This window comes from Roseovarius sp. MMSF_3281 (assembly GCF_030733685.1).
Lineage (GTDB): Bacteria > Pseudomonadota > Alphaproteobacteria > Rhodobacterales > Rhodobacteraceae > Roseovarius.
The window spans coordinates 38582-51042 of the sequence record NZ_JASHIM010000015.1 but is presented as its reverse complement, the minus strand read 5'-3'; the positions used below and the strand labels follow the sequence as shown (position 1 = coordinate 51042).

Sequence of the window (12461 nt, the reverse complement as noted above, 5' to 3'; positions counted from 1 at the left end):
TCATGCGGCAATATTTGGAAACCGCCGCATGATCTCCTCGCTCTCGTCGATACCGGCACACCTGCTCAACTTGGTCGCGCTTATCGGCCGAAAGCCAAAGGGCCTTGCCTTCCTGCCGGCCATCGTTCTGGCCAGCTTCTGGTTGGGCGGCGAGGTGCTTCTTCTGCTCACCGCCCTTGGCATTCCGCTGTTGCTGGCTTTCGCCGATCACAAGGCCACGACGCCCCCCACACCAGGCGAAAAGCAACTTGAAAGCGCCCTTGGCGCCACTTTGGCTATCGCGCGGCGGAAGGCCATGAAAACCGCCTCCCTCGTGATTGAAATCGACGATCACCCACAGCTTCTTGACCGGTTCGGGGCCACTGCCATGGCCGCGATCATGGCCCAAACACAAGACCGCCTGCAAAGGGTCGTAAGAACGCCCGATCAGGTGCTATCGCTGGACGCCGGGCAACTTTCGGTCATTCTCGCCCCCACGCGCCACCTTGATCATGACACCGCGCTGAAACTGGCCACCCGGCTTCAGGCGGCGATCGAAGAACCGCTCACGGTGGACGCGGCCAGTGTTTATATCACGGCCTCGGTCGGGCTTTGCCTTAACACTGCATTATCGCATCCCACGGGCGAAGATTTCGCCGATGCCACCATGCTTGCGCTTCTGGATGCGCGTCGCAATGCACCCTCGGGCCTGCGCGCCTACGCGCCGAACCTGCCGAGGCTTGTGGGCTGCACCGAAACCATAGATGCGGATATCGAAAAAGCTTTCGAGGCCGGGCAATTCAAGCCGTGGTTCCAACCGCAAATTTCCACCGAAACCGGCAAGATCAGCGGATTCGAGGCGCTTGCCCGGTGGGAACATCCCGCAAGGGGCATGATTCCCCCCTCCGATTTCCTTCCTGATCTGGAACGCACCGGAAACATGGAACGGCTTGGCGACAAGATGCTCAAGGATGCCCTGTCCGCCCTGAAAACATGGGACGAAGCCGGGCTTGACGTGCCAAGTGTCGGCGTGAATTTTGCCTCCGACGAATTGCGCAATCCAAAGCTTGTCGATCGCGTTGCCTGGGCGCTGGATCGCCATGACCTCTCGCCTGACCGCCTGTCGATCGAAATTCTGGAAACCGTTGTCTCGACCTCCTCCGACGATACCATTTCAAGCAACATCCGCCGCCTGGCCGAGCTTGGCTGCCATATCGACCTTGACGATTTTGGCACCGGTCACGCGTCGATTTCCTCGATCCGGCGGTTCGCCGTGCAACGCCTCAAGATTGATCGCTCCTTCGTGATGAAGGTCGATCAGGATAACGATCAAAAAGACATGATCGCCGCCATCCTGTTGATGGCGGACCGGCTTGGCCTTGATACCGTGGCCGAGGGCGTCGAAACAGCGGGCGAACATGCGATACTGGCCCAATTGGGCTGTGGACACGTGCAGGGATACGGGATCGCACGCCCCATGCCTTTCGAACGCACCCTGGAATGGGCGACCGACCATAGCGCCAAACTGCAAGCGCCGCCCGTCATCGGACGGAAAATCGTCTGAATACGGCGGTCCGCGTCTTTCGGCCCACCGCTTTTTGGGGGAATCCACTTGACCTTTGCCCCCGCACTCTGTTGAACCCCCCTGAACGTCAACAGACAGGTGGTCAGCGGCGATGGACGATCAGAACAAGAACCTTATCCTGGCGACTGCGCTCAGCTTCATCGTCATTCTTGTGTGGTTTGTGGTTTTTCCACCGCCCGAAACGACCGATCCCAACGCCGTGGAAACCGCGTCCGAGGACACCGAGTCGGCCACCGCAGGCGCGCCCACGGCCGAGTCCGGCGGCAATGTGGCCTCCCAATCGGGCGAGGTGACAACGCTGTCCCAAGACGCCCCGCGTCTTGCAATCGACACGCCCAGCGTCGAGGGGGCGATCTCCCTGCAAGGCGGGCGCATTGATCAGCTTTCGCTCAAGAACTACCGCGAAACCCTCGAACCCGGTTCGGACATCGTTCAACTGCTTGAACCCGTCGGCGGCGAGGCCCCCTATTACGCGCTATTCGGCTGGGCCCCCGGTACGGGCCTGACCCATGATCAGGTGCCCAATGCCGATACCATATGGTCCGCCGATGAGGGCAGCACCCTGACCCCCGACACCCCCGTTACCCTGACCTGGGAAAACGGTTCGGGCCTCACGTTCGAGCGCGTGATCTCGGTTGACGATGACTACATGTTCACCGTCGCGCAATCGGTTGAAAACACCGGCAGCACCAGCCCCTCGCTGGCCCCCTACGGCATCCTTGCCCGCCATGGTGAACCGGCCGATATGAAGAACTTCTTCATCCTGCACGAAGGCCTGATTTCCATGGCCGACGGGGAACTGGCCGAGGTCGACTACGACGACGTCACCGACTACGCCTTCAACCCCCGCGAAGGGGCCCCCGCCGAAGTCACGCAGGTAACAGAAAACGGCTGGACCGGCTTTACCGACCACTACTGGATGACCACCCTCATCCCCGGGCCCGGCACCCCGTTCAAATCGGTCAACAAGTACGACCCCAAGCGCGATATCTACCAGACCGAGACCGTGCAACCGACCCTCACGGTCCAACCCGGCGAAACAGTCACCTCCCAGACCCGCCTTTTCGCGGGCGCCAAGGAATGGGCCACCATCCGCGCCTATCAGAACGAAGGCGGCGTCGAACGCTTTCTCGATTCCATCGACTGGGGCTGGTTCTTCTTCCTGACCAAGCCGATCTTCGCGGTGCTGCACTGGCTGAACGTGACCCTTGCGGGCATGGGGATTGCCGGCTCCATGGGCTGGTCCATCATCGCCCTCACGCTTCTGATCAAGGCGGTTCTTCTGCCGCTGGCGTTCAAATCCTACGTCTCGATGGCGAAGATGAAGGAACTCCAGCCGCAGATGGAGAAAATCAAGGAATCCGCGGGCGACGACCGCCAGAAACTCCAGCAAGAGATGATGGCGCTTTACAAGAAGGAAAAGGTCAACCCCGCCTCGGGCTGCCTGCCGATCCTTCTGCAAATCCCGATCTTCTTCTCGCTCTACAAGGTGATCTTCGTCACGCTCGAATTGCGCCACGCGCCATGGATCGGCTGGATCAAGGACCTCTCGGCGCCCGACCCCTCGTCGCTCTATAACCTCTGGGGCATCTTCCCATGGGACGCGCCCGAACCCGGCTCGATCCTCGCGCTGATCTTCATCGGTATCCTGCCGCTTCTGCTGGGCATCTCGATGTGGCTGCAACAAAAGCTGAACCCGGCCCCCACGGACCCGACACAGCAAATGATCTTCGCATGGATGCCTTGGGTCTTCATGTTCATGCTGGGCAGCTTTGCCAGCGGGCTGGTCATTTACTGGATCGCGAACAACACGATCACCTTCTCGCAGCAGTACCTGATCATGCGCAGCCAAGGCTATAAGCCCGATGTGCTGGGCAACATCAGATCCAGCTTCAAGCGCAAGACGCAGACCGAAGAAAAATGACCGGACAGATCACCCAGATCATCCGGCACCCAATCAAGAGCCACGGTCGAGAGGCCGTGGCTCATGTCTCTTTGGCGGCAGGCCAAACCATGCCATGGGATCGTACATGGGCCGTGGCGCATGAACTGTCCGATGCCGACGGCACGGAATGGATGCCCTGTCAGCATTTCTCGCGCGGGGCCAAGGCGCCCGCGCTGGCGGCCATCACCGCCCAGCTCGACGAAAACAACGCCACGGTCACCCTGCACCACCCCACGAAAGGCAGCCTGACATTCTGCCCCGATACCGAAGGCGACGCATTCCTGTCATGGGCCTGCGGCCTGATCCCCGCCAACCGCGCACAATCCACCAAACTGGTCCGCGCCGCCACACGCGGCTTCACCGATAGCGATTTCCCCTCGGTGACCCTGTGCAACATGGCCTCGCATCGCGATGTCGAGGCGCGCATCGGGCGCGATCTGTCCATTCACCGCTGGCGCGGCAACATCTGGTTCGATAGCCTGCCCGCATGGTCCGAATTCGACTGGATCGGCAAAGAGATACAGATCGGCAGCGCCGTGGTCATCCCGCGCGAACGCACCGGCCGCTGCCTTGCCACCCACAGCAACCCCGACACCGGCGACCGTGATGCCGATATCCTGACCGCGCTGGACAGCTTCGGCCATCGGGATTTCAGCATCCGCGCCGAAGTCGTCCACTCCGGTGATATCGCCTTGGGCGACGCAATCAGGTGCCTATGATGCAACTTCCCTTCCCAATCGCAGAAACCCCGGACGCGGCCACGCTTGAAAAAGGCCGCAAGCTTTTCGCCGGGCCAATCGACTTCCTGAAAGGGGTGGTGGCCATGTCCGGCCTGCCCCCCGCAGACCGGGTCGAGGTCTGCTTTGCCGGGCGCTCGAACGTCGGAAAATCCAGCCTGATCAACGCGCTCACCGGGCGCAAGTCGCTGGCGCGTGCCTCCAACACGCCCGGGCGCACGCAGGAAATCAACTATTTCACCATGGGCGAAGACCGCTACCTTGTCGATCTGCCCGGCTATGGCTATGCCAACGCGCCGCTGCCCAAGGTGGAACAATGGCAACGCCTTCTCAAACAATACCTCTCGGGCCGCCAAACCCTGCGCCGCGCCTTTGTGTTGATCGACGCGCGCCACGGCATCAAACCGGTGGACGAAGAAATCATGAGCCTGCTGGACAGCGCCGCCGTGACCTTCCAATGCGTGCTGACCAAGACCGACAAGGTGAAAGCCAAGGATCGGGACAACGTGCTGAAACAGGTGCGCGGCAAGCTTTCGGCCCACCCCGCCGCCTACCCTGAAATCCTTCTGACCTCCTCGGAAAAAGGCGATGGTATCGGCACGCTGCGGGCCATCATCGCGACCCTCGACTGACCCAACCGAAATCTTCAAAAGATTTCGGACCGATTTCTTTTCCAGAAACCGGCACCACGGCACAAAAAAACGCGGCCCCAAGGCCGCGTTTTCGCTTTTCATGATCCCGTTTGTCAGTGGCCCAGAATCTGGCTCAGGAACAGCTTTGTCCGCTCCGATTTCGGGTTGTTGAAGAACTCCTCGGGTTCGTTCTGCTCCACGATCTGGCCTTGGTCCATAAAGATCACACGGTTGGCGACCTTGCGGGCAAAGCCCATCTCGTGCGTCACGCAGAGCATGGTCATGCCTTCCTCGGCAAGCTGGATCATGGTATCCAGAACCTCCGAGATCATCTCGGGGTCCAAGGCCGATGTCGGTTCGTCGAACAACATGATCCGCGGCTTCATGCACAGTGACCGGGCAATCGCCACACGCTGCTGCTGACCGCCCGAAAGCTGACCGGGGTACTTGTCGGCCTGTTCGGGGATCTTCACCTTTTCAAGGAAATGCATGGCGATTTCCTCGGCCTCGCGCTTGGGCGTCTTGCGCACCCAGATCGGCGCAAGGGTGCAGTTTTCCAGAATGGTCAGATGCGGGAACAGGTTGAAGTGCTGGAACACCATCCCAACCTCTGACCGGATCTTGTCGATGTTCTTCAGGTCCGACGACAACAGCGTCCCATCAACCGTGATCTTGCCTTTCTGGTGCTCTTCCAGCGCGTTGATACACCGGATCAGCGTGGATTTACCCGAACCCGAAGGCCCCGCGATGACGATCCGTTCACCGCGATTGACCGTCAGGTCAATGTCGCGCAGCACATGGAACGCCCCGTACCACTTGTTCATGTTTTCGATCGAGATCGCGACTTCGTCGCTGACTTGCATTTGAGCGGCTTCAGACATGGTGCCCTGCCCTCCTTAACGATGTTCAGTTTGCAGCTGACGTTCCAGCCACTGTGAATATTGCGAAATGCCGTAGCACACGACGAAGAACAGAAGCGCGGCAAAGCCCAGAAGCTCCCAGTACACGCCGTTCCACTCGGTCGAGGCAAGGACAGGCCCGCGGATCATCCCCACGAGGTCGAACATCGAGATGACCGACACAAGCGTGGTATCCTTGAACAGGCCCACCGCCACGTTCACGATCCCCGGGATCGAGATCTTGAGCGCTTGCGGCAGGATGATCAGGCGCATCGCCTGCGGATAATCCAGGCCAAGGCTGTCGGCGGCCTCGTACTGCCCCTTCGGAAGCGCGGCCAGGCCGCCCCGGATCACCTCCGCGATATAGGCCGAGGCGAACATCGTGATCATGATGATCACCCGCAGGATCAGGTCAAAGGTCGTGCCCGGCGGAAGGAAATAGGCCAGAACCACGTTCGCCACGAACAGCAACGTGATCAAGGGCACACCGCGAATGAACTCGATGAACAGCACGCAAATCCACTTGATGATCGGCATGTCCGATTGACGCCCCAGCGCCAGCGCTATCCCGAAGGGAATCGACAGCGACACACAGACCGTCCCGAGGATCATGTTGAGCATGAAGCCCCCCATGTCCCGGCTGGGCACGGCGGCCAGAAGCGTGTTTTCGCTCGCCATGGCCTCGACGATCATGCCACCGATCCACCATGTCACCAGCGCCGCCACGATCGCCCCGAAAAAGCCCGCCGCGAAGGATTGTGCGACCAAGCGATTCCAGACGATATAGCCCACGACAAAGCCTAACAGGCCAAACACCGGCGACAGGATCGGCCCGCCCCAGATCAGCCAATAAGCCAGGAAGGGGTAAAGCCCGGTAAAGAAGAACAGGACACGCGGCACGTGGTTGGGAAACATCACCGGCGCCGCCGCCGCAAACAGCAGCACAAAGGCCAGTGACGGGCGCCAGTATTCCTCATCCGGGTATTTGAATCCGAACAAAAGCTGGTTCCACCGCTCGGTCAGAACCGCGAAACAGCCGCCAACCTCGCCTTGCAGGATTTCCCGGCAGGCGCGGATCGAGGGCGCATCCCAAATCCCGTTGAACAGCCAAGGCAGAAACCCCGACAACAGGTAATAGATCGCGGCCAGGGCGGCCAGGGTCAGGATGCCATTCGTGACATTGGAAAACAGGTTCTCCCGCATCCATTTGACAATCCCGGTCTCCGCTGCCGGGGGCGGCGCCTCGGGCAGCATCGTGTCACGAACGAAGGGAATGGATTGCTGATGGGTATCCGACATCTCAGCGCTCCTTCAACTTGATCGAGTTGTTATAGACATTCATCAGCGCCGAAATGGCCAGGCTGATCGCCAGGTAAAACAGCATCAGCAACAGGACCGTTTCAATCGCCCGGCCCGTCTGGTTCAGCGTGATACCGCCCAGCGTGCCGGTGATGTCCATGTACCCCACCGCGATCGCCAGCGACGAGTTCTTGGTGATGTTCAGGTAATTCGAGATCAAAGGCGGAATGATCACCCGCAGGGCCTGCGGCAGGATCACAAGGTTCATGATCCGGCGCGGCCGAAGCCCCAGCGAGGCCGCCGCCTCGGTCTGTCCCTTCGACACCGCCTGGATCCCCGCACGCACGTTTTCGGCGATGAAGGCCCCGGTATAAATCGCAAGCGCGAACCACAAGGCAATCAGCGACCCGCGAATCTGGATACCACCCTGGAAGTTAAAGCCTTTCAGCGCCGGGTAATCCAGCTCGATCGGACGCCCAAGCACGAAGTACGCCAGGATGGCCGGAACAAACAGGATAGCCAGCGAAGGCCAGCCCATCGGCAACAGCTTCCCGGTGTCATACAAAAGCTTGGTCGCATAGCGGCGATACCAGAACATCCCGATGATCGAGGCGATGAACACCCCGACAACGATTGCCGATCCCTCAAGCCAGACAGGCTTGGGGATGTAAACGCCACGGTTGGTAAAGGCAAAAGCATCCAGCAGCATGGTCCGGTCGGGGTCATCGCCACGAAACGCGCTCGGCGCGGGCAAGACCGCCGTCATCACCGTAAAGATGATGATGATCCAGATCAGGACCGGCACGTTGCGGAACGCCTCGACATACCCGGCCATAAGCTTGCGCACCAACCAGTTGTTCGACAGCCGCATAACCCCGGCGATCACCCCAAGGATGGTTGCCGTGACACAGGCCAGAACGGCAACAAGAAGCGTATTGAGAATACCTGCAACCGACGCCCGCCAATGCGACGACCGGCTGTCGTATTCGATCAGCGTCTGGTTGATGTCGTATCCCGAAGGTTCACTCAGGAACCCGTACGAGATGTTCAGCCCCGCTTCGCGCAGGTTGTACATGAGGTTCGACCCAAGATAGGCGAACAAGGCGATCACCGCCAAAAGCGCGATGAACTGGAATGTGTAGGATCGATACCGCGTATCGTTAATCAGCATAGATAGCCGAAACGACTCGCGCGGTGGGTCGCTGAGTGTTGTCATGAATGACTTCCCTGATCGTCCCCGGGCTCATTTTCGGCGGGTTTATCCACGCTCGTCCGACCCGGTTTATTGATTGTCCTGCTTACACAGGAAAAGGGGCGCGGTGTGTCCGCGCCCCCAAAAGTCCGATTAACGGAACGGCGGGCTGTAGAGCAGGCCACCTTCGGTCCACTGCGCGTTCAAGCCGCGCGACAGGCCGATGGGCGTGTTCTCACCGATGTTCTTTTCGAACAATTCACCGTAGTTGCCGCCAACCGAAATGGCCTTCACGGCCCAATCGGATTCAAGGCCCAGCATCTCGCCAAGGTTCCCCTCGGTGCCCAGAAGGCGGTTGACCTCGGGCTTGTCGCCGGGGGCCGATGCCATGTCGGCAATATTCGCACTGGTCACGCCGTATTCCTCGGCGGCGATCAGGGCGTTCAGCGTCCAGCGCACGACATCACCCCATTCGTTGTCGCCGTGGCGCACAAGCGGGCCAAGCGGCTCTTTCGAAATGGTTTCGGGCAGGATCACGTGGTCGCTGGGGTTTTCAAAGGCGGCACGCGTCGCGGCCAGACCCGAGCGGTCGGTGGTATAGACGTCACAAGCACCGGCAAGGTACTGTTGCTGCCCTTCGGCATTGGTTTCGATCGGAACCGGCTCGTAATCCATGTTGTTCGCACGGAAATAGTCCGCAAGGTTCAACTCGGTGGTGGTCCCGGTCTGGATGCAGACGGTCGCGCCGCTGAGTTCCTTCGCCGAGCTGACCCCAAGCGCCTTGGGCGCGATGAAGCCTTGACCGTCATAGTAGTTAATGCCGGTGAATTCGAACTTCAGGTCAACGTCACGGCTGAAGGTCCAGGTGGTGTTCCGGGCCAGCATGTCGATCTCACCGGATGCAAGCGCGGTGAAACGCGTCTTGCCGGTGGTCGGCACGAATTCGACGGCCGAACCGTCACCAAGTACTGCAGCGGCCACAGCGCGGCAAACGCCAACGTCAAAGCCATCCCATTCGCCGTTTGCATCGGGTGCAGCGAAGCCGACAAGACCCGTGGTCACACCACAGTTCAGCGTGCCACGCGCCTTCACGTCATCCAGCGTGCCCGCCGCAGCAGCACCAGCAGCAATGCCGGCGACAGTCAGCGCGCCAAGAAATACGGATTTTTTCATTTTTACCTCTTCCTGATTGTCCGTTCTTTATGAACGGTTCATTCGGCCAGACAAGGCCGGGGCGATACATAAAAGGGGAGAGTCCCCTTTCAGTGTTCGTAAGTGTGAGTGAATTCATTCGAAAACGTCAAGCCCAAGATCACAAAAAGCGATGATCGCCCCCCGGAGTTAACCTATAGTTAACCGCTTTGACCTGATCAGGGCCTATAGTCGCGCAAGATTATGAAAGGTCTTGGCGTGCAAAAACTCATTTTCTTTTCTTGCGGCCAGCGCCCGGGCCTCTTCGTCGGGGCCCCAAAGTTCTTCCTGCCACTGCTCATCAACACGCGAAAGCAGCCACAGATCGCGCGTTTCCTGCATGTCGTGCAGCGCGGCCAGCCCGATGATGAAAGACCCCGACAGGCTGACAAGGTCATGAAAGGCGGTCAGGGTAAAGTTGTCCATGCCATGCGCCTGCTTGGCCATGATATCCAGGGCCTTGGGCGATTGCGGCTGATGCATCACGCCCGCCACCGGGGTCAGGCGCGCGCCAAGGGTTTCGTCCGCCCAGTCCAACAAAGGGTCCCACGCCTCGGCTTGCCGGGCAACCAGTTCAACAGGGCTCTCCGCGCGATAACACAACAGGTCCGAATCCGCGTAATCGGCCAGCATCTGCGCCACCTCGGCGTGCTGGATCGCCACCTTGTCGATCGCCGCATTGGCCGACCGGGTCACCGGCATCTGGTTCGGGTTGATCTCGCCCTCCTGAGCATCCCATTCCGCCGCGATGGCCTGCGCCATGGCCTGCGTCGGCACCACAAGGGCGCGCTTGGCCGGGGTTTTCACGCCGCGCCCGTCCAGCTCAACGGAAAATCCCTGCTCCGCCTCGACAACGCGGGCCTCTTTCCAAAAGCGTTTCGCCTTCCATTCGCTCATGCGGCGACCTCCCACAGTGTCTTCAGGGCGCGGGGCAATTCGTCGAATCCGTCAATCACCTGCCGCGCCTCGGCCAATGCCTCGATATCGTGGTATCCCCAACCGACACCAATGCCGGCAACGCCCGCGGCCCGGGCCATCTGCATGTCAAAGCTGGTATCGCCGATCATGACTGCATCGCGCGGCGCAACCCCGGTTTCCGACAGCGCGGTCATGATCATCGACGGATGCGGTTTTGACGGGTGATGGTCGCTGACCTGCTGGGTGACGAAAAACCGCCCCAGATCATGCGCCTCAAGCAGCTTGTCCAGCCCACGCCGCGATTTGCCCGTTGCCACGCCCAGCAACACTTCGGGGATGTCATGCAAGGCCTGCAACACCTCCAGCGCCCCGGGATAAAGCGGCGAGGATTCCGCCGCGCCCCGCTTGCCACGCAGGGCGACGTAGGCGTCCTTGTACCACGCCACCATGCGCTCATGCTGCGCGGCGTCCAATTCCGGCGCAAGCCGCGCCACCGCCACGTCCAGCGAAAGGCCCACAATACCCAGAACCGCCTCGCGCGGCGGCATCGGATGGCCCGCTTGCTCAAAGGCCATGCCCATCGCCGCCAGGATATCCGCCTGGCTGTCGACAAGCGTGCCGTCGACGTCGAAGATCACCAACCGCAGGGGCAAGCTCATGTCACCTCCTCGAAGGGATCGTCCGGCGCGTCCGAGGCCTGCCACTGGAACATGTCCCACGTGCGCTGCATGTGGTCGGGCATCGGCGCGGTCAGATGCAGGGTTGCCTTGGTCGCCGGATGCTCAAGCGTCAAGGACCGGGCATGCAGGTGCAACTTGCGGCTCAACTCCCCGCCCAGTTGCGCGCCCCAGCCATCGCCAAGGTTTTCCTGCCCCGATCCACCGTACTTACCGTCCCCGGCAATCGGATGCCCGATCTCGGCCATATGCGCCCGAAGCTGATGGGTCCGCCCCGTTACCGGCACCAGCGCAACCCAGGCACAGCGCCCGCCGGCGGCCTCGATCACCGCGTAATCGCTGGTGGCATGTTTCGCGCCCTCGGTGGCCTCCACCTCGCGCGGGTGCAGGCACAGCATCTTCTCGCCCTCGCCCTTGGCCCCATGCCCCGGCGCCTTGACCAGACCGAACTTGATCGTCCCCATCCGCGGGCTGGGCACACCGGCAACAGCGGCCCAGTAGATCTTGCGCGTGTCCCGATGCCGGAACGACGCCGTCAAGGCCTTGGCCATGGCCCGCGTCCGCGCCATGATCAAAACGCCCGAGGTGTCCTTGTCCAAGCGATGCACCAAACGCGGCTTTTCCTCCAGCCCGAACCGCAGCGCATCGGCCAAACCGTCCACATGGCGGCTTTGCTTGCTGCCGCCCTGCACCGGCAGGCCCGGCGGCTTGTTCAAAGCGATGATGTGATCGTCACGGTAAATCACGCAGGCCTGGATCATCCTGGCATCCGCCGGGCTGACGGGGCTGGCCTCCCGCGCCGCGGCCTGTCCCGGCTCGGGCAGCGGCGGCACACGCACGCTTTGCCCCGCCTCAAGCCGCGTATTGGCCTTCACCCGGCCACCATCGACGCGCAATTCCCCCTTGCGGCACATCTTCTCGATCCGCCCCTGTGGGACATGCGGAAACTGCCGCCGCAACCAACGGTCCAATCGCTGATCGGCATCCGCCTCGGCCACCGTCAAGTTCTGCACCCGGCTCATGCCCAAATCCCCCGCGCGATCCAAACGCCAAGGGCCAGCGCCCCAAGCGACACGACAGCAGACAGCGCCACGTAAAGCCCCGCCGCCGTAACCTGCCCCCGCTCGTACAGCGTGAAGGCCTCAAGCGAAAACGCCGAAAAGGTGGTAAACCCACCCAAGACCCCGGTCATCACCAAGGGGTTCAGATGCTGAACCCCGCGATGAAAGGAATACACCGCGAAAAGCCCCATCAGGAACGACCCCAGCACATTGACAAAAAGCACGCCAAGGGGAAACCCGGGCGCGGCAAACCGCAAGGCCCCAAGGCCCACGGCAAAGCGCAGCATCGCCCCGATCGCCCCGCCCAGCGCCACTTGAAGAAAGGTCATGATCATGGCCGCGTCAT

12 protein-coding genes are annotated in these 12461 nt (G+C 61.0%); 4 read left to right on the top strand and 8 right to left on the bottom strand.

Features of this window, described 5'->3' with window-relative positions:
- Positions 1–28: 28 nt before the first annotated feature.
- The 4 genes from RBB32_RS14170 (at position 29) to yihA (ending at position 4878) form a co-directional block, all read left to right on the top strand.
- On the top strand, positions 29–1543 hold the full coding sequence (locus tag RBB32_RS14170) for a bifunctional diguanylate cyclase/phosphodiesterase (protein WP_306153572.1): 1515 nt from the start codon (positions 29–31) through the stop codon (positions 1541–1543).
- A 112-nt stretch (positions 1544–1655) separates the two neighbouring features.
- Entirely contained in the window at positions 1656–3488 is a 1833-nt protein-coding gene (gene yidC / locus RBB32_RS14165) for a membrane protein insertase YidC (protein ID WP_306153570.1), read from the top strand.
- Positions 3485–4228: an MOSC domain-containing protein gene (locus RBB32_RS14160; RefSeq protein WP_306153568.1), complete on the top strand. Its 744-nt coding sequence runs from the start codon at positions 3485–3487 to the stop codon at positions 4226–4228. The genes yidC and RBB32_RS14160 overlap by 4 nt, the downstream gene beginning before the upstream one ends.
- Positions 4228–4878, top strand: a complete 651-nt coding sequence (gene yihA / locus RBB32_RS14155) for a ribosome biogenesis GTP-binding protein YihA/YsxC (protein WP_306153566.1) — start codon at positions 4228–4230, stop codon at positions 4876–4878. Before RBB32_RS14160 ends, yihA begins: the two co-directional genes overlap by 1 nt.
- A 113-nt stretch (positions 4879–4991) precedes the next feature.
- On the opposite strand, the gene RBB32_RS14150 is transcribed toward yihA, so the two are convergent.
- The 8 genes from RBB32_RS14150 to crcB form a co-directional block, all read right to left on the bottom strand.
- Positions 4992–5759: an amino acid ABC transporter ATP-binding protein gene (locus RBB32_RS14150; protein ID WP_306153564.1), complete on the bottom strand. Its 768-nt coding sequence runs from the start codon at positions 5757–5759 to the stop codon at positions 4992–4994.
- Between the two features lie 15 nt (positions 5760–5774).
- Positions 5775–7076, bottom strand: coding sequence for an amino acid ABC transporter permease (locus RBB32_RS14145; protein ID WP_306153562.1), 1302 nt, complete (start codon positions 7074–7076; stop codon positions 5775–5777).
- Position 7077: 1 nt separating this feature from the next.
- A complete protein-coding gene (locus tag RBB32_RS14140) occupies positions 7078–8292 on the bottom strand; it encodes an amino acid ABC transporter permease (RefSeq protein ID WP_306153560.1) in 1215 nt (404 codons plus the stop codon).
- A 129-nt stretch (positions 8293–8421) separates the two neighbouring features.
- A complete protein-coding gene (locus tag RBB32_RS14135; RefSeq protein ID WP_306153558.1) occupies positions 8422–9441 on the bottom strand; it encodes an amino acid ABC transporter substrate-binding protein in 1020 nt (339 codons plus the stop codon).
- A gap of 204 nt (positions 9442–9645) precedes the next feature.
- Positions 9646–10356 carry an ATP12 family chaperone protein gene (locus tag RBB32_RS14130; RefSeq protein ID WP_306153556.1) on the bottom strand — a complete coding sequence of 237 codons (711 nt, stop codon included), beginning with the start codon at positions 10354–10356 and terminating at the stop codon, positions 9646–9648.
- On the bottom strand, positions 10353–11036 hold the full coding sequence (locus RBB32_RS14125) for an HAD-IA family hydrolase (protein WP_306153553.1): 684 nt from the start codon (positions 11034–11036) through the stop codon (positions 10353–10355). Before RBB32_RS14125 ends, RBB32_RS14130 begins: the two co-directional genes overlap by 4 nt.
- Positions 11033–12076, bottom strand: a complete 1044-nt coding sequence (locus RBB32_RS14120; RefSeq protein ID WP_306153551.1) for an RluA family pseudouridine synthase — start codon at positions 12074–12076, stop codon at positions 11033–11035. Before RBB32_RS14120 ends, RBB32_RS14125 begins: the two co-directional genes overlap by 4 nt.
- Positions 12073–12450, bottom strand: coding sequence for a fluoride efflux transporter CrcB (gene crcB, locus RBB32_RS14115; protein ID WP_306153549.1), 378 nt, complete (start codon positions 12448–12450; stop codon positions 12073–12075). Before crcB ends, RBB32_RS14120 begins: the two co-directional genes overlap by 4 nt.
- Positions 12451–12461: the final 11 nt, after the last annotated feature.